The sequence below is a fragment of the Nocardia paucivorans NBRC 100373 genome (assembly GCF_000308675.1).
In the GTDB taxonomy this organism is placed as follows: Bacteria; Actinomycetota; Actinomycetes; order Mycobacteriales; family Mycobacteriaceae; genus Nocardia; species Nocardia paucivorans.
Window position 1 is genome coordinate 1 of the sequence record NZ_BAGE01000040.1, and the last position, 21,104, is coordinate 21,104.

The following is a 21,104-nucleotide window of genomic DNA, read 5'->3' on the forward strand; positions in this document are numbered from 1 at the left end:
GCAACCTGGCTTTGCCGTGTGGTTGGGGCAGTCCGGGGATTGGTCCTCATCGGCCCTACGAGGGTTGGCAACCTGGTGCTCATCTGCTGTACCTCTTTCGTTTGTGACGGGTCCTCATCGGCCCTACGAGGGTTGGCAACACCAGGCGCACCAGCGCGCGTTCCATGTGGAGACCCGTCCTCATCGGCCCTACGAGGGTTGGCAACAGGATGGTCAGCCGGACCCGGGCACCGATGGCGGTGGGGTCCTCATCGGCCCTACGAGGGTTGGCAACGACCGGAGTGCTCACTCGCATCCGCGACGAACTGCTGCGGTCCTCATCGGCCCTACGAGGGTTGGCAACAGTCCGGACCTTCGGACCCGAGTCCGGGGTCCTCATCGGCTCGCTCACCCGAATCTCCCTACGGTTCAATGGTTCCGAGTGCCAAGCATCTCCGTCAGTTTTATACACAGGATTGATACAGAGAGGATTCGTTACCGAGATAGACCCATCAAAGGTGGCGCGTGGACCGGTGTTGCGGTTTCATGGTTATAGGGAGAATCAGCAGGCAGGACCTGAAGGCGGTGTCCTATGCCCCATCTCCTCGATCATCGGTTTAGCCCCGACGCTCTGGCAGTAAGCTCAGCTCGGCCAGAGCATGAGACCTCAAGTATCAGGCGCCGTCAACGCACCACCCTATCGGCGGCTGCATACGGGCCGATACGACGGAATTATCGGGTCAGCGAGAGGCGCACCGTCTCGTATCCGGCTGTTGCGATCCCTTCTGGAGCCCCCTGGTGACCGGCCAAGCTCCGGGAAATGAGGGTCCATCGGCCACTGATGAACCCGGAATGCCGCAATGCCCGTTCATGCCTATGTCCTCCGTGCAGCTGTTCGAAGGCTTGTACCGGCCTGCGGACTTGCATCCATCCGCCGCAGAGGTGCCGGCGTCCGGCTTCGCCTTCCCCGCCACGACCGAGGTAGGAGCGGCAGGGAACCTGCGCTTTGCAGCCACCACCATCGATGGTCGCGGACGTCTTGCCGCCAGATCCGTGATCCGGGCACTGGGATGGACAGTAGGGCTACCGCTTTCGACAACTGTGGAAGGCGATGTGGTCACAGTTCGACGATCACGCGAAGGCCGACCCTTGCAGCAACACGGTTTCCTCTTCCTGGCGGCCGACATCCGGAACCGGTGCCGGCTGTATGCGGGCGACCGGGTGTTCCTCGCCGCCTCTGTCGACGACGAGCTCCTGGTGATGTATCCGCCACGAGCGTTGGCTGCGGCGTTGTGGTCCTACCGCCCAGAAGTCTGGCGGATACGGCGATGAAGGACGAGGAAGTCGCCGAGCTACTCCGGACCATCTCCAGGTTGGGGTTGACTATCACTCCCAGTAATTCGGCATCACTCGACGCAACGCCCACGTTCGGTGAGTTCGTCCCGCGTGTGCTGGCCACCGTGTCACCTCTGCAGCGAGAAAGCTATAGCAGGTACTGGCAGGTTATCGCTCAGGAGTGGGGTGCTCGCCGTGTGGACGAGCCGACCCCGACAGAGATTCTCCAGCTGATGAACCGCTACCAGGCCGGGGCCGTGGTCAGGTCGAACTGGCGCGGGGGCAGCGCCGCGGCGCGGAACTTCCTGCACGGGGTGAGGCGTTTGTATCGGTTGGCCGAGATGGACGATTTGATCGCCCCGTCGGCAAACCCCGCGCTCAAGGTCCCCATGCCCCGCAAGCTGGAAAGCACCCGTCACGCGCTGACTGCCGAACAGGTCTCCGAGCTGGGTCGCGTCGCCTCTCAAACGGGTAATGACGTCGAGCTGGATGCGCTCATCGTGCGATTGCACATCGAGACCGCGTGCCGGCGACAGGCGGCGATCCGGCTGCGGGTGGACGATCTCAGTCCCGAGGACTGCACGGTTCTGCTGCATCACAAGGGTGGGGTGCAGACCTGGCATCCGATCACTCCCCTGCTCATGCAGCGGTTGATCGAACACGTGAGGAACCGAGGCGGTGCCGAAAGCGCGGCCGGGCACCGGGTTCTGCGGACCCGCTCCGGTAACCCGATCACCGATCGGCGCTACGACAACCTGCACAATCGCTTCCACCGTCACCTCGCCTGGGCCGAGGCGAAAGGGGTGACCGTGCACTGGCTGCGGCACACGACCCTGACCTTCGTCGAACGCCTCTACGGCGAAGCGGTCGCGCGTCGATACGCGGCGCACCGAGATCCCGGGACGACCGCCACACCGATCTATACCAAGGCGTCCCTGGTCGAATGCGCCGACGCGCTGGTAGCAGTCACCGGGCAACCACACCCCCTCGCTCGCACCGAACCCAAGGACAGGAGTATTGGCATTGGAGACAAGGAGTAGCCGCTGGATCGTGTATGGTGACGACATGCACACCAAATGTGTGCAAAACTGCCTCAATTCCAGTGTTCTGGTCCCCCTCCGGACACCAGCGCTAACCCCACAGGGGTTGGCACCAACGATTGCGTGAGCGAACGATTGCGTGAGCGTTGGTAGCGCGCCCGAAGGCCCAGACTCTGATAGAGCTGGGCCTTATCTGTTGGATGGCCCGCGGCGAGGGCCGCTCTGATGTCACCGAGGGCGTCGACGAGTTTGCGGATCTCAGTTTCGGTGAATCGGTGGGCCTTGGGTAGTCGATCGAGTTCGGCTTCGGCGGCAACCTTGTCGGCCTGGGCGATATTCATCATTCATCGCGCCACCAGCGCTTGCAGACCGGCCGCACCTCGACGACGGACAGGTGCCGGGACAGGCGAGCCTCGACATCGAGGACACGACGGTCGGACACGACGGCTCGGCATCTGCTGCCGGAATCGGTGTCCTCATCGTTGTGGCGTCGAGCACCGTGGCAATGGCGGTCTTGCAATGCTTATGGTCGAACAAACCGACCAACCAGGCATCGATGCGATTGGTGACGACGTCTTCGCGCAGGTTCACCCTAATAACGAAACACTCTTTTCTGCACGATGAGCGGGTGACGGACACCGATGCACTCGAACCGCTCTCCCTCGACGGCGATGCCCTGGACCCGATCGACCGGGGAGGAGCACTGATCGGATACGCCCGCATATCGACCCGGGACCAGAACCTCGACCGCCGGCCTCACGCCCTGAAGACAGCCGGATACAAGAAAACCTTCGCCGACAAGAAATCCGGGAAGAACGCCGAACGCGAAGAACTCGCCGCCTGCCTGAACTACATACGCGCCGGCGACACCCTCATGGTCACCTCCCCGGACCGGCTCGGCCGCAGCCTGCAAGACCTGATCACGATCGTGGCCGGTCTTCGTCGCCTTGGCCGAGTTCATCCGGAAACTGATCGTCGACGGCACCTACGAGGACCTGGCCGCCGCACGCGCCCGCGGACAACGGCTGGGCAGGCCACCGACCATGTCCACCGAGCAGATCCGACAGGCCCGCACGCTGCCGACTCGTCCCGATGAGTCGGTGTCCTCGGTCGCACGACTGTTGGGGGTCTCGCGAACCACGCCGTACAAGTACGTCCCTGAGCTCACTCAGAAGAGCGGAGGCAACACACCTCTCGACCGGTGAGGCATGAGCAGGGCACAAGAACCGCCGGCGAAACGAGAACGAGAGCCGGCAAGACTCGCACAAGAATACGAAAAGACCCCGGCGACGGTTACTCGCCGGGGCCTTTCTGCGGCCGGGATTGTTCGCCGCATGTCGAACCGGCCTTGCTCAGCCCCGGCTTCCTCGAGCCTGATCCTCGTACTGGTCGACAAGATGCCGATAGAAGCTGTTGGCCGGATCTTCCAGCGAGATAGGACGCAGCCCCAACCTCACCGCCCGGCCTGCGGTTGAGGAGTACCCCTCCTTGTCGACGCCGAGGTCTTGCACCACCGCTCGGACCAGTTCGTCGAGTTCTTCATCGGTCGCATAGACCGCAACCGAACACTCCACCGGCGCTGTGGCCGGGTCGTAGTCGTCGCCCAACGCTCGCTGCGCGAACATCATCACATCCATGACCGGCCCGAACTCGGTGTAGCAGGGGATTCGGTTCACGCCCCGGATCCGGTGGACGCTCTCCTCGAGGGCCAGCGCCACGGGATGGATTCCCTCGCTTTCTCTCTCCGTCGCGTCGGGAACACCGAGCCCCACGGTGATCTGCCAGACCTGGCGGTCATCGTCGTCCACGTACAGACCTCTCCGTCACTTCTTCCACACCTTCTCGGGATGGCAGTGCTTCACCTTCCACCCACGCTCTGCAAAGGTTGATGTCGGTTGCTTCGGTTTTCCCTTGCGGTACACCGAGCCGACGACCGGCCTTCAGTGCATCGCAGCTTCTCCAGAAAATTGTGGGCCACCTCCCGGCCGAAGTCCTTCCAGTACTAGTGGCCATCATGGATATGCCGCTCGGGGATATTCTTCGATATCCGGCCACGCCCGTTCACGTACTCGGTGGTGTGAAGTTCCTTGGTGACCGGAATCCCGAACTCCCGCCACAACGCTTTTCGGGTATCGAGCCATGCGCGCAGCACCGACCGCCGCCGAACCGGTCCGTTCAGACCGCGAAGTCGAACAGAGTCGGTCTCTCCGGCACCGCGCGAGCTTTTTGTTCGGCGCGTTCGCGTACGGGCCGCGGGTCGGGCCGATACCTTCGGCGATCGAGTGTGGGGAGAGGGATCGCCCCGGCCGGCTCACTCCGCCAAGGCGGCGTCCTGCACGGCTGTGGCTTTCAGCGCTTCCAGCTCCTCGTGAGTGAGGCTGCCGATGAACCGGGCCCGCCGGGGCCGGCGGAGGCTGTCGATCCAGGTGCCGGCGGAGGTCTCGCGCAGCATCATCTCGCGGCACCAGTCATGGTCGATACTCCGCATGGCGCTGTTCTCCATTTCACGGATCTTGTCCGCACGCACCGTGATGGCCCACTCGATCTGTTTGGGCGAGCCCATGAGTTCTGGTGATCCCCGATCCGGGAAGAGGCTCACAACAGCACGAGCAACAAGAAGATCACCGACCCCGGTGGCACGAGCCATATCCAGCGCATGCCCAACGGGCGTACGGGTTCGAGGAAACCCCCTGTTTCGCCAGGCACGGCGGTCGAAGTGGTCTTACACGGAGATACGAAGGTGCTCAAAGGTATCCGTGATTGGGGGCCGGACAGGACGAATTCCGTCTGCTTCGGATGGGTGGCGACATGAGTATCACGGAAACTCCCGCCCGTCCGAGCGTTCGGTCGACACTGCATCCACTACGGCGGGTCGGCATTTGGGCGATCTCTCATGCGGCGAGCCTCTCGTAGCAGATGCGCGGCAGCAAGGTCGGCAAAGAGCGCGAACAGGTGTTCGTGGCGGATGGCCAGGTGCTGGTAGCCGGTGAGCCGGACGAAGGCGCGTTCGATCTTTCAACGATGCCGCCCAGGCGGGTGGAGTCGTCGATACCGCGGCGGGCGATGGCAGGATGATGCGCCGGCAGCGCAATGCCGCCGTGGAATGGGCACTGCTCATCCGCGTGACCGGCGTCGCGATGGCGGGCCACCGTCCCGTTCCCGAGACACCTGCGCAGAAAGAAGTGTCCGGTCAGTGAAATGCGACCCTGTTCACCGCTTCGGCAGTTGATACAACCGAGAAGTAGTGAAAGCCGCCGTTCCGCCGTGCCCCAGCCCGCTTTCACAATTGCTCGAGGAGAGTCCGATATGACAACGACACAACCGGATCGAGACGTTCGACAAATCGAAGCCGGGGCCGTGCCCACGCGGTTCGCCCGCGGCTGGCACTGTCTGGGTCTGCTTCGTGACTTCACTGCCGGAAAACCGCACACTCTCCAGGCCTTCGGGACCAAGCTCGTCATCTTCCGCGGCACCGACGGCACACTCAACGTCCTCGATGCGTACTGCCGGCATATGGGCGGTGATCTCGGCCAGGGCGAGGTCAAGGGCGACGAGATCGCGTGCCCGTTCCACGATTGGCGCTGGGGCGGGGACGGCCGCTGTAAGCGGATTCCCTATGCCCGCCGGGTCCCGCCGTTGGCTCGTACCCGGGCGTGGACCACGCTCGAACAGGACGGCATGCTGTTCGTCTGGAACGACCCGGAGGGCAAACCGCCGACCGAAGACGCCGCCATTCCACGTATCGAGGGCGCGGGCAGCGACGGGTGGACCGACTGGCATTGGTACACCACGGTGGTGAACACGAACTGCCGCGAGATCATCGATAATGTCGTCGATATGGCCCATTTCTTCTATATTCACGGGTCGCTGCCGACGTATTTCAAGAACGTTTTCGAAGGTCCGATCGCCACGCAGTACTTCAAGAGCGGCTCGCGGGCGGACTTCCCGGCACCCGAGGGACAGCCGAAGATACTCGGCACCTCGTCGGTGGCCTCCTATTACGGCCCCTCGTTCATGATCGACGATCTCACCTACCACTACGAACAGGGTGACCAGCGGACCGTTCTACTCAACTGCCACTACCCGATCGACTCCGAATCGTTCGTGCTGCAGTACGGCATCATCGTCGAGAAATCCGCGGGGCTGCCCGACGAGGAGGCGATGCGCGCCGCCGTGGCACTCGGCGATTGGGTGAAGATCGGTTTCGAGCAGGATGTCGAGATCTGGAAGAACAAGACGCGTATCGACAATCCGTTGCTGTGCGAGGAGGACGGTCCCGTGTATCAGCTTCGGCGCTGGTACGAACAGTTCTACGTCGATGTTGCCGATATCCGGCCCGAAATGGTGGACCGTTTCGAGTTCGAACTCGACACCACCCGTCCACTGGAGGCATGGAATCGGGAGATCGAGGAGAATCTCGCGCGGCAGGCCGATGCGACGAGTTCGGCATCATGACCGCCGCCCGCATCGACAACCGTCTGCTCGATACCCCCATGCAGCCATTGCGGTGCCGGGCGTGCGCTGCCGAACTGCTGGTTCGCAAAAGCAGTTGGCACCAGACCAGCGTGCAGTGGAATGCCGAGGCGCTGGCGACCTGCCGGGAGTTGGGCGCGGCGCCGAGGTCGGGGCCGGCCCTGGCGGGGTGCTCACAGTTGCAGGAGACGATCCGGGATGCCACCATCTCCGGCGCTCTGCCGGTCGTGGGGCACACCCCGGCCTGACCACACCGTCGGGCACGCCGGCCGTCGATGTGCCCGACGTGGTCACCCGGCGCGTCTCCGCACTGGGCGCGGGCGGATCGGAGCAGCACGCCCTCGGTCCTGCAACGGCCGACTACTTGTCGGGTGTGGATGTTCCGGCGCACGCGGCGGCACGTGCCGCGGCATGCCGGGCGGCGATGTAGCCGTAGACCAGACCTTGTCCGATGGTGGCTCCGGCACCGGGATAGGTCGCACCGAAGGCGTTGCCCGCCGTGTTACCGATGGCGTACAGACCATCGATGGGGCTGTTGTCCTCCCGGAGTACCCGAGCATGCTCGTCGGCGATGACACCGCCGCAGGTCCCGAGGTCGCTGAGAACCATCTTCACCGCGTAGTACGGTGGCTTTCGCAGGGCGGACAGGTTCGGGTTCGGCCGCACCGTGGGATCACCGTAATAGCGGTCGTAAGCACTTGCGCCACGCTGGAAGTCGGGGTCGGACCCGGTCTCGGAACAGTCGTTGAACCGAGTGAATGTGGCGGTGAACGTATCGACCGGCACACCGATGGCTCGGGCGAGTGCGGCCGGGTCGTCGGCGCGGTGGGCGATCCCCGCCTCGAACCAGGACGTCGGGATCGGCTGCCGGGGAAAGATACCGCCGGCCATGATGTAGCTGTTGCGGTAGCGCTGGTCGAAGACCAGCCACATCTCCGTCACCGGATTCCCGGACCGTTCGCGGGCCAGGACTTGCTGTCCGAAGGTCATGTAGTCGGTGGCTTCGTCGATGAACCGCCGGCCGGTCTGATCCACGATGAACGAACCCGGTAGTGAGCGTTCTGCGAGCATCACGGCCGGCGCCCCGCCGGGCAGAGGTGCGAATGCGGGGAACCACCAGGCCTGGTCCATGGAGACGGTCCCGGCGCCGAGTTCCTGCGCCGCGTCGATGGCGTCACCGGTATTGCCTTCGGAGCCGAGGCTCGCGTGCGGGATGAGCGCCGGGGACTGGTACTTGTGTCGGGCGTCGATATCGTGGTCGAAACCGCCGGCGGCCAGTACGACACCGCGACGGGCCCACACCGCGACCTCACGTTCGCCCTGTCGTAGTACGGCGCCCACGACCCGACTCCCGTCGCGTAGCAGCCGCATCAGGCTCGTCTCGGTCCATATCGGCACCCCCGCGCGCAGGACACCCGCGAACAGACCCGCCGCCAGTGCCTGCCCGCCGGCCAGATATTCCCGTCCGATGAGCATGCCGCCTATACCGACCGCGGCCCGGCGCAGAATGCGCGGCAGGGCCTTCAGCGGTTTGCGTGCCACGAGATTCATCCATTTGTAGTCCGCGCCCGTCACGGGTATCGGCATCGGCGCCTCCATCACGCCCGGCCGCAGCCGCGGGCGCTGATCACCGAGTATCGAGGCGTTGAACGGGCGGCATTCACAGGTGCGGCCTTCGGCCCGGCCACCGGGTTTCTCGGGGTGGTAGTCGGAATAGCCTTCGGCCCAGAAGAACCGCATCGGCGTGGTCCGCTCCAGCATCGCCACTGTGTCGGCGCCGTGTGCGAGGAAGGCGGTGCCGCGTTCGGCCGGGGCCGACTCTCCGACAACAGCGCGCAAGTAGGTTCCGGCGTCCGCCACGCCTTGTTCCCGCGGCTCCGGCAGGATCGAATTTCCCGGAATCCAGAAGGCCCCGCCCGACCGCGCGGTCGACCCACCGACATAGGCCGTCTTCTCGGCGATCACCACCGACAATCCCAGTTCGTGCGCGGCGAGCGCGGCCGACATACCGGTGCCCGAACCGATGACGAGAAGGTCGACGATCGTGTCGTGGGCAGGTACTGGCGGGGGCATTCTCTTCACCATCTGGTCCGGGCTCCACAGTGCGATCGAGACGACAAGTGCAGGTAAACGTAAGCCGCCCAACCCTGGGCCTCGGCCGGGCTTTCCATTGAGCGGGAAGCTCGCCCGACCTCGAATCTTCGTGATCTGCTTCACATACCACCGGGTCCATGGCACCATTCCTAATAGAAATAGCCATGTCAGAGCTATGGCGCAGGTAGGCAAGGGAGCCAGCATGACAATCACCGCCCAGGAGACGCACACCGGTACGGCCGCGACCCCCAGCGCCATCCTCGACCGCATCTCACTCGTACTGGACGCCTTCGACGGCCAAGGGAGCCTCGGACTGGCGGAAGTGGTCCTCCGCACCGGCCTGCCCCGGTCCTCCGCCCATCGAATGCTGGATCGACTCGTCCAGTTGCGCTGGTTACGTCGCGAAGGCCGCAGCTACAGTCTCGGCATCCGACTGGTCGAGCTCGGTTCACTCGCCGTGCACCAGGACCGAATTCATGCCGCGTCCGCCGAACACCTCCACCACCTCTACCGAGCCACCGGCATGGTTGTGCATCTCGCCGTCCTCGATGGAAACGATGTCGTGTACCTCGACAAGATCGGGGGCAGGCTCGCCGCGCATGTGCCGACGCGGGTGGGCGGCCGGCTGCCGGCCGCGCGCACAGCGCTCGGCAAGGCGCTACTGGCCTGCAACGGCGGCAGCGGTCCGGAACATGCGCGTATCCGCGAGCTCGGCTACGCCACCGATCGCACCGCCGTCGTACCCGGCTTCGGGTGCATCGCTTCGCCTATCGGCCCGATCGGCGAAGCGACGACCGCGGTGTCGATCTGCGGGCCTTTGACGAAGCTGACCTTCGACAGCCGAATGACCAGCCCCGTCCAACTTGCCGCCAACGCGATCTGGCGCAGCGCCTCCTCCGGGGTACGCGTCACTCCGACACTTCAGCGCCGCAACATGCTGCGGGCATTACCCACCGCGCCGAGCGTCCTCGCCGAGGGATGAACCGTCGCACGGTCGTCACGAGTCGGTGGAAGAACCCTCGCCGACCGTGCGCCATCTACCCGGTTGCCGCGGTATCGGCATATCGTTCTCGTCGCGCACCGCCGATTCGCGATACCGGGCGGCCACCTCATCGATCTCGGCCAGCAGCTGCTCGGCCAGTTGTATTTCTGCCGCGAAGTACCGCTCCGACCAGCGCAGGCTCATCTGGGTAAAGGCCCAGCCGGGTTCCGGCTCGGAGTGGTCGGCGTGTACCTGCGCCCGCTGGGCCCGCTCGCGCAGATTCTCGATATGCCTGCGCACGATCGACTTCAACTGGTCGGGGTCGTGCAGATGGCCCATCCAAAGCCGAAGCATCACACCGTGTTTGAGCACCGGCATATCGACCTCGGCATCACGCGACCAGTTCCGCAATGCGCGCAGGCCGCGGTCGGTGATCCGGTAGAGCCGCCGGCCGCGCGCTCCCTCATCGGCGACCACATGGGACTGCACCAACTCGAGCTCCTCGAGTTTTTCCAACGCGCCGTACACCTGGCTCACCGACGGGCTCCAATAGAAGAATCCGATACTCCAATCCGCCCATTTCTTCAGATCGTTGCCGGTCAGCTCCTCGCCGAAGGACAACATGCCCAGGACGGCCCAACTGGTCGCGGGCAGATTGGGGTAGGAATCGGGGTCGGCGGCCATGATCGTGCAGCCTACAAGGCATCCCGCGGCGGAACTCCCGACCACCGGGAGACACCGGCACCGGCCCGGACGGTAGCGCTTAGGTTCGGAACATGGACGACCGCACCATCTTCATCATCGATCGGATCGTGCTCACGCCCGGTAGCGCACGCGCCTTCATCGACGCCTATCTCAGCGGCTATGTACCGCGAGCCCGCGAACGGGGGCTGACGCTCGATCGGATTCTGGTAAGCCCACCGGCCTGGATAGACGGTGAATGCAACACCGTCACCGCCACCTGGACGGTCCCGGGCCCGAGAGCCTGGTGGGTGGCAGCGGTCGGCGCTCGTCACGACCCCGAACCGGCCCGGTGGTGGGAATCGATGGCACCGATGATCGTCGAACGAACCCGGTCAATGGCGAGCCGCGCCGAGGATGTGGAAGGACTGTGCGATGTATAAGGTGACCTGTCTGCTACGTCTTGCGGACCCCGCCGACACCATGACCACGGAGATGATCGTCAAACGCATCACCGCGGCGGCGGAAGCGGTGGGAGCGCAGCGTCCGCTGGTCGCCCGGACGCTGCCGGGAGTACGCAACGGCGGCGACCTGCTGGCGCATTTCCGGTTCACCTCGAAAGCCGACTGGCTGTCCGGTCGCGAGGCGGTACACGAGACCATGGTCTGCCCGGCCATCGACCACATCGACTCCGTCGAATACCCCGGTGGCCGTGTCGGCGACGGCCGCACCGGCCGCCGCCGCGACGCGAACCCGTCGACGGTCTACCGGACCTTGTTATTGCGTGTGGACGACGCGGCCACACCGGCGGAAATCGCCCGGTTCGAACACGCGACCCTGCAAATGCCGCACCATGTACCGGCCATCCAGGCGTGGCAACTCAGCCGCGTCGAGCGCGCCGCGGGCACCTCCCGATGGACGCATGTCTGGGAGCAGGAATTCGCCGATGTGGAGGGCCTGCTCGGCCCCTATATGAACCATCCCGTGCACTGGGCTCTGGTGGACCGGTGGTTCGACCCTGAAAGCCCCGATCAAATCGTCAAAGATCGTATCTGTCACAGCTTCTGCGCGATTCCGGAGCCGGTGATAGCACCGGCACCGGAATCGGCGTCGTCAGTGGCCGGCGATCCCGCGTCAGCGGCGGAGGAAGGCTAGGACGGTGGCCTCCCAGGCTTCCTTCTGCTCGATCATCACCCAATGGCCGCAGTTGGGAAAGATGTGCACCTCGCCGTTGCGGAGGGTGCGCATCGGTAGCAACGCCATATCGACAGGGCTGACCCGATCGTCACGTCCCCACGTGACCAGGGTCGGCACCGAGAGTCCGCCCAGTTTGGCCCAGGTCGGTGTGGTATCCACATTGCGGGCGGCCGCGGCCATCCGCGCCAGCGCCGCGCTGCTGTACATCCGGCGCGAGTTCTCCAGCGTCGCGGGATCGGTGGCCTGTTTCCAGCGTTCCTCGATCAGTTCCTCGGTTACCAGTGCCTGGTCGAACACCATCGAACGCAACCATGCCACCAACGCTTCACGGGTGGGGTTGTCGACGAACTCGCTGAGCCGAATGATCCCCTCCCCCGGCTGTGGACCGAGCACCGGTGTGCCGATCCCACCGACCGTGACCAGCCGCTCCACCCGATCCGGAGAGGCGAGCGCGAACTCGGTGGCCACGAAACCACCCATCGAGTTACCGATGATGCGAACCCGGTCGAGCCCGAGCCCGTCGAGGAATGCGGCGACCGCCTGCCGGGCCGACATCATCGGATGCAGCGCCCCGAAATCATCGCTGACACCGAATCCCGGCAGTTCCAGCACCAATGTCCGATAGTGCTCGGCGAAGGTGGCGAAGTTACCACCGAAATTGCGCCACCCGGTGACACCGGGTCCGGACCCGTGCAACAGCAGCAGGGGCGGGCCGTCACCGGCCTCGCGATAGCGTAGGACGCCACGCTCGGTGGGCAGCTCGCGCAAGTCGGGAACAGTTCGGGTATCGGCTGGGGTACTCATGGCTACCGAGCCTGCCACCGGCGTGGGGCCGGGTCGGCGCAGACTCCCGATGAGCGGCACAGCAAGTCCCGGTCGGCCACGATGTTCTCGGTACTACCGCGGCGACGAACCACAGGGCCAGGAGTTCGCGACAGTGCAGGTCGGGGCAGGTCGGGGCAGGTCAGTGCAGTCTGGGAATTGCTTCACCGTGTGGCAGCTCGAGCCGCGATTCGGGCAGTACGTGCTCGCGCACGGCGCGATCGATACTGCGATGCAGGTCCTCGCATCCACGTTCCCGGTCGCCGATACCCATGCCGCGGGCCGTGATCACCGGGCATTCCCGGGGATCGGAAATCCATTGCACCGCGGTATGGGCGGGGCTGAACTTTTCCGCCAGCACTCGGTTGCCACACCTGTCGCAGGCAAGCGGTCGCATGGTCATCGCTTCCACCCCTGTTCACCGGGTTCACCTGTCATATGAGCGCTCCTGCCACTCGGCATGCTCTCGCATGCGACCGTATCGGCTCCCCCGCCGGTAAGGCGTGTACCTCCCGATGGCCGGAACGGCCGATTCGATTACACCGGCGAAGCCGCGGCGAGGGGAGCCACCGAGCCGCGGGCAAGAACCGCCGGCCCGAGACGGCCGAAGCCCGTTGGGCGGGAACGCGACGAGCTCGTCGCGGACCGGGTCCCCGGACGAATATGTTCCGATCCGCTGAGAAGGATCTCCGGAGCAGGCCGGCGACCTTCCACATGTTCATTCTCCGGCGCTGCCGTTCGAGATGAATGTCAGGTCTTCCGGATTCGGTTCCCGCATCAGGGTCCAGTAGTCGACCAGGCGCCACGGGCAGGGCACGACGGCTCGGCCGGCGCTGTTGCGGTAGTACCCGTTGGTCTCCGCGCCGGGATGCACCCATACGGTCTCGTCGAGTGCTTCGTCGACTCGCCGGTTGTATTCGTCTTGCGCCGACTGGGTCACGTCCATGGCGGCGTACTCGTTCTCCAGTAGGTACTGCAGGCATTCGATGATGTAGTGGACCTGTTCCTCACCGGTGATGTTATGGCCGGCCCCGTGGTTCGGAGCCGAGTTGGGTCCGGCGGTGATGAACAGATTCGGGAAACCCGATACCTGCACGCCTCGATAGGCCCTCGGGTCCTCGCCGCCCTTCCAGAGCTCGGCCAGGGTACGTCCGTCCCGACCGGTGATATCGATCGCGGTGGTGAACTGGAGCCGAAACCCGGTGGCGAGCACGATCACATCCGCGGGGATGAACGTTGCGTCCGTCGTGACCACACCGTCCGGGGTGATCTCCCGGAATGCGGCCCGGTGCAGATTCACATGCTCCCGGTTCAGTGCCGCGAAGAACCCGGGGTCTTTCACGATCCGTTTCGAGTACGGCCGGAAATCCGGGGTGAGCTTCTCTATCAGGTCGGGGCGATCCGGAAAACTCTTCTGCAAGTATTCCAGTGCCGTGTTCAGCACCATATCGTTGGCAGGTGAGGCCGATACGTGAGTGGCGGCCCATTCTTTGTCGATACGGGGCAGCATGTACAGGTTGTCCGAGGCGAACCAATAGGTGCGGAGCCGGAACCACCGGTCGTAGAAGGGCAGGTTGGCCATCGCCCACTTCTCGCCCTCGGGCACCTCCCCGCCGACGGTCTTCTCCGGGACGAGCCAATGCGGGCTACGGACGACCACGTCCAGCGATTCGACCTGATCCACGATACCGGCCACCACCTGCACCGCGGTGCAGCCGGTTCCCAGGACGACAACACGCTTGCCACTCAGATCGAGATCGGTATCCCATTCGGCGGTGTGGGTGATCGTGCCGGCGAACGTGTCCATACCGGGTACATCGGGGATATTCGGGGCGTTGAGCATGCCGAGCGCGGTGACGACCGCACAGGCCCGATGGTGACGCACCGTGCCGGCTCGGTCCTCGGTCACCACCTCCCACCGGTTCTCCTCGTTCGACCATGTGGCCGACCGCACTCGCGTGCCGAACCGGATGTTCTCCCGCAACCGGTACTTCTCGACCACGTCGAGCAGATAATTCTGGTATTCGACACCGGTCGGATAGTACTTCGACCAGTGCGGATTCAGTTCGAACGAGTACGAGTAGTAGTGGCTGGGAGTATCGACGGCCGCGCCGGGATAGGTATTGCGGTGCCAGGTCCCGCCGATATCGTCGCGTTCCTCGAAGATGGTGAACCCGAACCCGGCTTCGCCCAGTTTGATTCCGGCGTTGATACCGACCATTCCGGCACCGATCACGATGACCTCGAAATCGGCGGGCGGTGCGGTGGTCACCGGCACATGGCGCCGGTCCTTCACGAAGCCCGCCTGTTCCAGCAGTAGCGGGAGGAACTCGGCGTCCACTCGTTCCGAGGTGCACACGGTGGCCATCCGGCCGAACAGTTCCTCGTCCGGCACCCCCAGCTTCGGTTCGAGCCCGGGAGTGAGGAGTTCGCGGGCGCGGGCCCGGATGTCGGCCACAACGTCTTCGGGGTAGGTCCCGGGCGGCGTGGTCGGGCGGGTGCCGGTGCGGTAATGGTTACCGGGTTCGGTGATCGTCAGCCGCGCACCGAATTCCTCGAGCAGACCGGTATCACCGGTCGCGTGCACCAGCGACATCAACAACGGCGCGGGGTCGGCTACCGCTATTGCGTTGTGCAGCAGTGTTTCCGGATCGACGGTGGCGTCGATACCGGCATCGATGATGTCTGTCATGAGCTGCCTTCCGGAAACGGCACGCCCATCCGGGCGAGCATATCGCGTGGGTTCGCGGGCGGGTTCCGATCGATGAGCTGCCGGCCGCGCCGGGTTGTCGCCGCGGTGCACATCTCGTCGTCGGAGAAGACCCAGAAATCCCCGCGGGCAATCTGTTCGAGCATATGAGCGGCCGCATCGAGCGGGTCCAGCCCCTTCTCGACGTTATCGCGTTGCATGGCCGCGAAAACGGCGTTGGCGATGGGGTTGGTCGTGGGTGCCTCGCGCTGGGCGGCGAGGAAGATCTCACTGCGGATGGAATGTGGTACGACCACGCTGACCTGGATCGGCGCATTCACGATGGTCAGATCCTGGTGCAGGCATTCGGTCATCGCCTGTACCGCGAATTTGCTGACGATATAGGGCGATTGCACCGCGACGGTGTTGAGCCCGCCGACCGAGGAGAGGTTGGCGATGCAGGCCGGCGTACCGACGTCGATCATCCGCGGCACGAACGATTTCAGGCAGTAGAAGACACCGTCCACATTGACCTGCATCACTCGTTGCCACCGCCGTGGGTCGATTTCCCACAGCAGACCGGGTGATTCGATACCGGCATTGTTGATCAGCAGCTGCACGCTGCCGTAACGCTCGAAGACGGTCGCCGCCAGTGCCTCGACCTGGGCTGCGTCGGCGACATCGACGCCGAATCCTTCCGCACGGCCGCCCTTTTCGATGATCTCCGTCGCAACCTCCGCGGCGCGTCCGGTGTCGATATCGGCGACGACAACCGACATCCCGTACTCGCCGAGCCGCTGCACCAGCCCTTTTCCGATCCCCGCCGCGGCACCGGTGACCACGGCGGTCCCTGCCGCAAATCGTTCCTTCGCGGTGGTCATCAGATGCCCTCCGGCCTGATGTTCGGGTTCGCCCACGCCGGTGGCTCCCGCCGCGGCAGTTCGGTACGTCCGTCCAACGACATGACCGGGGTATTCGTCGCGTACGGGTAGTGCAGGCTGAACGCGACCAGCCCGGTGCGTTCGGCCGCCGATACCGTGCACATTTCCAACACCGTCTGCGCGAGGTACTCGACAGGTTCCGTTTCGTAACCATCCGGCAGCAGTGCCGCCGCGCCCGGTGTCATGATCGCCGTCGACGGCCCCACCGCGTTGACCGCGATACCGTCGTCGAGCACTTCCGCGGCCAGCCCCTGGGTCAGCCGGTGCAGACCGGCTTTCGCGGACGCGTAGACGACATCGCCGGAGGTCTTGTTGTACTCCCGGAACGGCCGGATCGGGTCGAGACCGGTCGAGGATCCGATATTGACGATCCAGCCCGCACCCCGCCGGCGCATATGCGGGATCGCCGCGCGGCCGAGTACGAACGGAACCTTCAGATAGTGTTCGATCGTGCGATCGAAGGTCTCATCGCTCATCTCGGCGATCGCGCTGTAGTCGGCGAATCCCGCGTTGTTGACCAGGATATCGATACCGCCGGCCGCCTCGACGACCTTGCCGATCAGCCCGGCACGCTGCTCGGCGTCCTCGAGGTCGGCGGGAATGGCGATCGCTTCACCGCCGATGCTCTCGATCACCTGTACCGTTTCGCTCAGCGAACCGGACAGCAGATGGGTCCGGCCGTTCCGGATCGACGGTGTGGGCGCCTCGGCCGACCGGGCGGTGACCACGACCGTCGCACCCTCTGCCGCCAATCGCTGCGCAATCGCGCGGCCTATTCCACGGCTGCTGCCGGTCACCAGGGCTGTCCGGCCCACCAATCGCTGCGTCATATCCCTCTCCGTGCTCACTGGTTCCGCGTCCACTTCGGTAACCGCCGACCGGTGGTCATCACCCGGCCGCGTCGATCGGATCGGCGGACGGCGAGTTCTCGGGCTCCACCAACGCATCCCGCATCATCTGCCACAGCTCTTGCCGCGCCTGTCCGGTGAGCGACAAGGAAGGGAAAGTCAGAAAACCGTGGAACAGACCATCGAATCGGTGCGCGGTGACCGGAACCCCGGCATCCGCGAGCCGCCGGGCGTAGTCGTCACCGGCCGAGCACGGCGGATCGAGTTCGGCGGTCGCGACAATCGCGCGGGGCAGTCCGGCCAATGATTCGGCGCGGGTCGGGACCAGATACGGGCTGTCGGTTCCCTCCGGCGCGTACTGCTGCCAGTACCACCGCATCGCCTTGGCGGTGTTGTAGTAGTTCTCACCGTAGAGCCGATAGGACTCGGTGGTGAAATCGTCGTCGATCACCGGGTAGAGCAACACCTGCGCCGTGATCGCCGGGCCACCCCGATCGCGGGCGGCCAGGCTCACCGTCGCCGCGAGATTGCCGCCGGCACTGTCACCGGCCACCACCAGCCGGGCCGGGTCGCCGCCGAACTCCACAGCGTGTTCGGCCGTCCAGCGCACCGCGGCGTACATATCCTCCAGTGCCGCCGGTCCGGGATGCTCGGGCGCCCGCCGGTAATCGACCGAAACGACCACAACATCGACCGCCGCGGCCATCGACCGGCAGAACTCGTCGTGACTGTCGAGATCACAGAAGACGAAGCCACCGCCGTGGGCGAATACCACCACCGGTCGGGGACCGTTGCTGCCGTGCGGTACGTAGATCCGAACGGTCAGGTCGCCACCCGGTCCGTCGATCGTTCGGTCCCGCGCGACCCGCATCTGCGGCTCGCGGGTCAACGGTGCGCGCCGCGACGCGATGATCTCGCGTAGCTCCGCCGCCGTGTGCCGGGTGACATCCGGAAACGATTCCAATGCCGCCAGCATCGCTTCGACATCCGGATGCAGGTCGGACCTTCGTTGTCCGCCCATCTCGACCACGTCCTCACTTCGTCGTATCCCGAAAGGCGCGCTCGCGCGCCGCAGAATTCGGTGCGGATCGCTCAGTTGTCCGCCGCCACCCGGCCGTCGAGCGCGAAACCCTTGTATCCGGCCGCCGCCACCTCGGCGCAAATGGTGTTGTAATGTCCGAAGCCCCCGATATAGGGCATGAATACGCGTGGTTTACCGGGGATGTTCGCGCCCATATACCAGGAGTTCGCGGACGGAAACAAGGTTCCCGCGGCTTTGGCGTTACATTCGGCCACCCATTCGTCGGCCGCTTCCCGGGTCGCTTCGATCGTGGCGATATCGTGCGAATCCAGGTGATCCAAGCAGTCCGCGATCCAGTCGACGTGTTGCTCGGCCATCAACACCATGTTCGCGAGCACACTGGGACTACCCGGCCCGGCGAGGATGAACATGTTCGGAAAGCCGTCGACGGCCAGTCCGAGATAGGTCCGCGGCCCCGCCGACCACTCGGTTGCCAGATCACGGCCGGCCCGCCCGCGAATATCGATTCGCGCGAGCGAACCGGTCATCGCATCGAAACCGGTGGCGAAAACGATAATGTCCAGGTCGTAGAACGCTTTGTCGGTCCGCACACCGGAGGCGGTGATCTCCGTGATCGGCGTACGCCGCAAATTCACCAGGGTCACGTTGTCACGGTTGTAGGTCTGGAAGTATCCGGTATCGGTGACGATGCGCTTGGTTCCGATGGGATGGTCGGTGGGGATCAACTGATCCGCGACCTCCGGATCGTCGACCATCTCCCGGATCTTGGCTTCGACGTATTTCCGCGCCGTGTCGTTGGCCGCCTTGCTCACCATCTGGTCCGGGAACGCCTTGGTGAACAGATATCCGCCGCGCTGCCACCATTCGTCGTAGACCCGGGTGCGCTCGGCCTCGTCGACCTCCATGGCGCCTTTGGGGTGCGGGCGGTTCGGTGTACCGCCGCCGCTGATCCGGGACAACCGGCGCCGCTCGGCGTAATTGGCCTTCACCTCGGCCAGGAACTCGTCGGTCAACCGCCGGTTGCCCGCGGGGATCGAATAATTGGGGCTGCGTTGGAAGACGACGAGCCGATCGGCTTCTTCCGCGATGATCGGAATGGCTTGGATACCGGAAGATCCGGTGCCTATGACGCCTACGCGTTTACCGGTGAAATCCACCGGATCATGCGGCCACTCACCGGTGTGATAGGTCTCGCCCGCGAAAGTGTCGCGGCCGGGGATATCCGGTTTGTTGGTGGCCGACAGCACGCCCGTCGCCATAATGCAGAAACGGGCCGTGACGGATTTCCCGGTATCGGTGGTGACGGACCACCGGCCCGCCGCTTCGTCGTAGACGGCCGCGGTCACCCGGGTCAGGAAATCGTAGGCCGACCGCAGATCGTGACGATCCGCCACATGCTCGAGGTAGCGCAGAATCTCGGCTTGGGTGGCGAACCGTTCGGTCCAGGTCCATTCCTGCTGCAACTCTTCGTCGAACGAGTAGGAGTAGTCGATGCTCTCGACATCACACCGGGCTCCGGGGTACCGGTTGTGATACCAGGTGCCACCGACGCCCTCGGCCGATTCGAAGCCGTGTACTCGCATCCCGCGCTTACGGAACTTGTACACCGCATACAGGCCGGAGATCCCGGCACCGACGACAACGGCGTCGAAATCGCTGTCCTGGGTTGTCACAACATTCACTTCCCTCGCTGAGGTGCCTGTGCTCGAAGTCAAACTAAGGGGCCGGCGGCATGAGTCGAGCGCGTGTTCCCACCCAGCGGTCCACCAATTCGAGTCCTGCCGTGGCGGGGTACCCGCCGGTCGTATTCCCCGCGTGGCCCGCATCAGGGCTGTGACAGCCGTGCAACCAGGCGTCGACATTCGACGGTCGCGACCCGATGGGCCGGGTCGCCTTCTGCCACACTGTGAGACCGCCTCGCCGAGATCCGGTGACCGACCATGTCCGGGCACCTGTGGTGCGGCTGTGCACTGCTGCGGTCACCGCCAACTCCTGCGGCCGGTGTGGCACCGCTGGTTTTCAGGCCGGCTCCCCGTTACCCGCTTCCGCGGCCCGCTGCGCTTCCTTCATCTGCCGTGCCCACATCCATTCGTGACCCCAGTAACTGTCGGCGGTTATCTCTTCCGCCGTGTAATACGTCTCGTCGACCGGCACACCGCCGGTGCCGTATTCGATATCCCAGCCGCCGGGCACCCGAACATAGAACGAGATCATCTTGTCGTTCGTATGCCGGCCCAGTGTCGAGGACACAGGGAAGTCCCGCGCCATCACCTGGTCGTAGGCGCGGCCCACCGCGTCGAGCTCATCCACTTCGACCATCACGTGGATCAGTCCCGGATCGCGGCCTTCCATGTCGGGCATGATCGCCAAACTATGGTGACGTCGATTGACGCCCATGAACCGGATCCTCAGCGGTCCCGCTTCCGGTGGGGCCGGCATCCGGAAGGCGCCCCGGGACAGGAAGCCCAGCGTCCCGGTGTAGAAGGCGAACGATTCGTCGAAGTTGGTCGTCGGCATCACCACATGTCCCAGGCCCTGATCGCCCGTGACGAACTTCTGGCCGTACTTGGTGATCACCGGGCTGTGCTCGAGCACCGGCCCGTAGAAGACTTCCAGGGGGGTGCCGCCGGGATCCTTCAGGCAGATACCGGCCTCCACCTTGCGTCGGTCGGCCAGGTCCTGGGGCATCGGCGTGTACGCGACACCGGCCTCGTCCAACGTGGCGGTCAGTCGCCGCAGAGCGGGCGCGTCCCGGACCTCCCAGCCGACCGCGGTCACCCGGTCGGCGTCACCGTGTTCGACGGTGATACGCGACGGTCGCTCGTCCATTCGAAAGTGCAGGGCGTCGGTTTCGTCACCGAAACCCGGCGCGAAACCCAGCACGTCGAAACCGAGCTCGCGCCAACGGTTCATATCCGTAGCCTGCACTCGTACATAGCCGAGCGCTTTGATTTCCGTCATCGTTGTGGGTCTTCCTTCCG

The 21,104-nt window shown here is 64.7% G+C and carries 23 protein-coding genes, 1 pseudogene and 1 CRISPR repeat array; of the genes and pseudogenes, 11 read left to right on the top strand and 13 right to left on the bottom strand.

Annotation, left to right across the window (positions count from 1 at the left end):
- The first annotated feature begins 41 nt into the window (after window positions 1–41).
- A CRISPR array of direct repeats spans window positions 42–343; the repeat unit is 31 nt; unit sequence GGTCCTCATCGGCCCTACGAGGGTTGGCAAC.
- A gap of 521 nt (window positions 344–864) precedes the next feature.
- Together ON32_RS28810 and ON32_RS11085 are read left to right on the top strand one after the other, a co-directional pair.
- The gene (locus ON32_RS28810) at window positions 865–1,311 is read left to right on the top strand and encodes a hypothetical protein (RefSeq protein WP_157224161.1); all 447 of its coding nucleotides are present in this window, start codon (window positions 865–867) and stop codon (window positions 1,309–1,311) included.
- Entirely contained in the window at window positions 1,308–2,354 is a 1,047-nt protein-coding gene (locus ON32_RS11085; protein WP_051133122.1) for a tyrosine-type recombinase/integrase, read from the top strand. The genes ON32_RS28810 and ON32_RS11085 overlap by 4 nt, the downstream gene beginning before the upstream one ends.
- A gap of 53 nt (window positions 2,355–2,407) precedes the next feature.
- Here ON32_RS11085 and ON32_RS11090 read toward each other — a convergent pair whose 3' ends face one another.
- Window positions 2,408–2,698, bottom strand: a complete 291-nt coding sequence (locus tag ON32_RS11090) for a hypothetical protein (protein WP_157224162.1) — start codon at window positions 2,696–2,698, stop codon at window positions 2,408–2,410.
- A gap of 212 nt (window positions 2,699–2,910) precedes the next feature.
- Between ON32_RS11090 and ON32_RS30830 the strand changes: the two are divergent.
- Window positions 2,911–3,246, top strand: a pseudogene (locus ON32_RS30830) (recombinase family protein); the annotation flags it as partial.
- A 55-nt stretch (window positions 3,247–3,301) separates the two neighbouring features.
- Window positions 3,302–3,559, top strand: a complete 258-nt coding sequence (locus ON32_RS30015; protein ID WP_245550956.1) for a helix-turn-helix domain-containing protein — start codon at window positions 3,302–3,304, stop codon at window positions 3,557–3,559.
- A 147-nt stretch (window positions 3,560–3,706) separates the two neighbouring features.
- Here ON32_RS30015 and ON32_RS11100 read toward each other — a convergent pair whose 3' ends face one another.
- Both ON32_RS11100 and ON32_RS11110 read right to left on the bottom strand, forming a co-directional pair.
- Entirely contained in the window at window positions 3,707–4,162 is a 456-nt protein-coding gene (locus ON32_RS11100; protein WP_040790792.1) for a hypothetical protein, read from the bottom strand.
- 503 nt (window positions 4,163–4,665) lie between these two features.
- The gene (locus ON32_RS11110) at window positions 4,666–4,917 is read right to left on the bottom strand and encodes a hypothetical protein (protein WP_040790793.1); all 252 of its coding nucleotides are present in this window, start codon (window positions 4,915–4,917) and stop codon (window positions 4,666–4,668) included.
- Window positions 4,918–5,270: 353 nt separating this feature from the next.
- Between ON32_RS11110 and ON32_RS28815 the strand changes: the two genes are divergently transcribed.
- From ON32_RS28815 to ON32_RS11120, 4 genes are all read left to right on the top strand, one after another.
- On the top strand, window positions 5,271–5,429 hold the full coding sequence (locus ON32_RS28815; protein WP_157224163.1) for a hypothetical protein: 159 nt from the start codon (window positions 5,271–5,273) through the stop codon (window positions 5,427–5,429).
- Window positions 5,426–5,551: a hypothetical protein gene (locus tag ON32_RS30520; protein WP_281032226.1), complete on the top strand. Its 126-nt coding sequence runs from the start codon at window positions 5,426–5,428 to the stop codon at window positions 5,549–5,551. The genes ON32_RS28815 and ON32_RS30520 overlap by 4 nt, the downstream gene beginning before the upstream one ends.
- 109 nt (window positions 5,552–5,660) lie before the next feature.
- Complete coding sequence (locus ON32_RS11115; protein WP_040790794.1) at window positions 5,661–6,809, top strand: 3-ketosteroid-9-alpha-monooxygenase, oxygenase component; 1,149 nt, start codon at window positions 5,661–5,663, stop codon at window positions 6,807–6,809.
- The gene (locus ON32_RS11120; RefSeq protein ID WP_040790795.1) at window positions 6,806–7,075 is read left to right on the top strand and encodes a hypothetical protein; all 270 of its coding nucleotides are present in this window, start codon (window positions 6,806–6,808) and stop codon (window positions 7,073–7,075) included. The genes ON32_RS11115 and ON32_RS11120 overlap by 4 nt, the downstream gene beginning before the upstream one ends.
- A gap of 112 nt (window positions 7,076–7,187) precedes the next feature.
- On the opposite strand, the gene ON32_RS11125 is transcribed toward ON32_RS11120, so the two are convergent.
- Entirely contained in the window at window positions 7,188–8,900 is a 1,713-nt protein-coding gene (locus ON32_RS11125; protein ID WP_245550957.1) for a 3-ketosteroid-delta-1-dehydrogenase, read from the bottom strand.
- Window positions 8,901–9,123: 223 nt separating this feature from the next.
- On the opposite strand from ON32_RS11125, the gene ON32_RS11130 reads away from it, so the two are divergent.
- Complete coding sequence (locus ON32_RS11130) at window positions 9,124–9,903, top strand: IclR family transcriptional regulator (protein ID WP_051133138.1); 780 nt, start codon at window positions 9,124–9,126, stop codon at window positions 9,901–9,903.
- 15 nt (window positions 9,904–9,918) lie between these two features.
- Here the strand turns inward: ON32_RS11130 and ON32_RS11135 are convergent, their stop codons facing one another.
- Window positions 9,919–10,587 (bottom strand): PadR family transcriptional regulator, encoded by a 669-nt coding sequence (locus tag ON32_RS11135; RefSeq protein WP_040790797.1) that lies wholly within the window; start codon window positions 10,585–10,587, stop codon window positions 9,919–9,921.
- A gap of 92 nt (window positions 10,588–10,679) precedes the next feature.
- Here ON32_RS11135 and ON32_RS11140 point away from each other — a divergent pair, with 92 nt between their 5' ends.
- Entirely contained in the window at window positions 10,680–11,027 is a 348-nt protein-coding gene (locus ON32_RS11140) for a hypothetical protein (RefSeq protein WP_040790798.1), read from the top strand.
- Window positions 11,020–11,739, top strand: coding sequence for a Dabb family protein (locus ON32_RS11145; protein WP_051133123.1), 720 nt, complete (start codon window positions 11,020–11,022; stop codon window positions 11,737–11,739). Before ON32_RS11140 ends, ON32_RS11145 begins: the two co-directional genes overlap by 8 nt.
- Here ON32_RS11145 and ON32_RS11150 read toward each other — a convergent pair.
- The 8 genes from ON32_RS11150 to ON32_RS11185 form a co-directional block, all read right to left on the bottom strand.
- Complete coding sequence (locus ON32_RS11150; protein WP_040790799.1) at window positions 11,719–12,585, bottom strand: alpha/beta fold hydrolase; 867 nt, start codon at window positions 12,583–12,585, stop codon at window positions 11,719–11,721. The two genes, ON32_RS11145 and ON32_RS11150, sit on opposite strands and share 21 nt — an antisense overlap.
- A 160-nt stretch (window positions 12,586–12,745) precedes the next feature.
- Window positions 12,746–13,006 (bottom strand): hypothetical protein, encoded by a 261-nt coding sequence (locus tag ON32_RS11155; protein ID WP_051133124.1) that lies wholly within the window; start codon window positions 13,004–13,006, stop codon window positions 12,746–12,748.
- A gap of 315 nt (window positions 13,007–13,321) precedes the next feature.
- Window positions 13,322–15,295 carry a flavin-containing monooxygenase gene (locus ON32_RS11160; RefSeq protein WP_040790800.1) on the bottom strand — a complete coding sequence of 658 codons (1,974 nt, stop codon included), beginning with the start codon at window positions 15,293–15,295 and terminating at the stop codon, window positions 13,322–13,324.
- A complete protein-coding gene (locus ON32_RS11165) occupies window positions 15,292–16,173 on the bottom strand; it encodes an SDR family NAD(P)-dependent oxidoreductase (RefSeq protein WP_040790868.1) in 882 nt (293 codons plus the stop codon). Before ON32_RS11165 ends, ON32_RS11160 begins: the two co-directional genes overlap by 4 nt.
- Complete coding sequence (locus ON32_RS11170) at window positions 16,173–17,063, bottom strand: SDR family NAD(P)-dependent oxidoreductase (protein ID WP_040790801.1); 891 nt, start codon at window positions 17,061–17,063, stop codon at window positions 16,173–16,175. Before ON32_RS11170 ends, ON32_RS11165 begins: the two co-directional genes overlap by 1 nt.
- A gap of 58 nt (window positions 17,064–17,121) precedes the next feature.
- Entirely contained in the window at window positions 17,122–18,102 is a 981-nt protein-coding gene (gene lipP1 / locus ON32_RS11175; RefSeq protein WP_040790869.1) for a LipP1 family hormone-sensitive lipase, read from the bottom strand.
- Window positions 18,103–18,173: 71 nt separating this feature from the next.
- Window positions 18,174–19,796, bottom strand: coding sequence for a flavin-containing monooxygenase (locus ON32_RS11180; RefSeq protein ID WP_245550958.1), 1,623 nt, complete (start codon window positions 19,794–19,796; stop codon window positions 18,174–18,176).
- Window positions 19,797–20,142: 346 nt separating this feature from the next.
- Entirely contained in the window at window positions 20,143–21,084 is a 942-nt protein-coding gene (locus ON32_RS11185) for a VOC family protein (protein WP_040790803.1), read from the bottom strand.
- Window positions 21,085–21,104: the final 20 nt, after the last annotated feature.

Excerpts from the sequence above, each read along its gene's own strand:
- ON32_RS11085 (WP_051133122.1), top strand. The coding sequence starts at position 1,308 with ATGAAGGACGAGGAAGTCGCCGAGCTACTCCGGACCATCTCCAGGTTG.
- ON32_RS11090 (WP_157224162.1), bottom strand. The coding sequence starts at position 2,698 with ATGATGAATATCGCCCAGGCCGACAAGGTTGCCGCCGAAGCCGAACTC.
- ON32_RS11110 (WP_040790793.1), bottom strand. The coding sequence starts at position 4,917 with ATGGGCTCGCCCAAACAGATCGAGTGGGCCATCACGGTGCGTGCGGAC.
- ON32_RS28815 (WP_157224163.1), top strand. The coding sequence starts at position 5,271 with ATGCGCGGCAGCAAGGTCGGCAAAGAGCGCGAACAGGTGTTCGTGGCG.
- ON32_RS30520 (WP_281032226.1), top strand. The coding sequence starts at position 5,426 with ATGATGCGCCGGCAGCGCAATGCCGCCGTGGAATGGGCACTGCTCATC.
- ON32_RS11115 (WP_040790794.1), top strand. The coding sequence starts at position 5,661 with ATGACAACGACACAACCGGATCGAGACGTTCGACAAATCGAAGCCGGG.
- ON32_RS11120 (WP_040790795.1), top strand. The coding sequence starts at position 6,806 with ATGACCGCCGCCCGCATCGACAACCGTCTGCTCGATACCCCCATGCAG.
- ON32_RS11125 (WP_245550957.1), bottom strand. The coding sequence starts at position 8,900 with ATGCCCCCGCCAGTACCTGCCCACGACACGATCGTCGACCTTCTCGTC.
- ON32_RS11130 (WP_051133138.1), top strand. The coding sequence starts at position 9,124 with ATGACAATCACCGCCCAGGAGACGCACACCGGTACGGCCGCGACCCCC.
- ON32_RS11135 (WP_040790797.1), bottom strand. The coding sequence starts at position 10,587 with ATGGCCGCCGACCCCGATTCCTACCCCAATCTGCCCGCGACCAGTTGG.
- ON32_RS11140 (WP_040790798.1), top strand. The coding sequence starts at position 10,680 with ATGGACGACCGCACCATCTTCATCATCGATCGGATCGTGCTCACGCCC.
- ON32_RS11145 (WP_051133123.1), top strand. The coding sequence starts at position 11,020 with ATGTATAAGGTGACCTGTCTGCTACGTCTTGCGGACCCCGCCGACACC.
- ON32_RS11150 (WP_040790799.1), bottom strand. The coding sequence starts at position 12,585 with ATGAGTACCCCAGCCGATACCCGAACTGTTCCCGACTTGCGCGAGCTG.
- ON32_RS11155 (WP_051133124.1), bottom strand. The coding sequence starts at position 13,006 with ATGACCATGCGACCGCTTGCCTGCGACAGGTGTGGCAACCGAGTGCTG.
- ON32_RS11160 (WP_040790800.1), bottom strand. The coding sequence starts at position 15,295 with ATGACAGACATCATCGATGCCGGTATCGACGCCACCGTCGATCCGGAA.
- ON32_RS11165 (WP_040790868.1), bottom strand. The coding sequence starts at position 16,173 with ATGACCACCGCGAAGGAACGATTTGCGGCAGGGACCGCCGTGGTCACC.
- ON32_RS11170 (WP_040790801.1), bottom strand. The coding sequence starts at position 17,063 with ATGACGCAGCGATTGGTGGGCCGGACAGCCCTGGTGACCGGCAGCAGC.
- lipP1 (WP_040790869.1), bottom strand. The coding sequence starts at position 18,102 with ATGGGCGGACAACGAAGGTCCGACCTGCATCCGGATGTCGAAGCGATG.
- ON32_RS11185 (WP_040790803.1), bottom strand. The coding sequence starts at position 21,084 with ATGACGGAAATCAAAGCGCTCGGCTATGTACGAGTGCAGGCTACGGAT.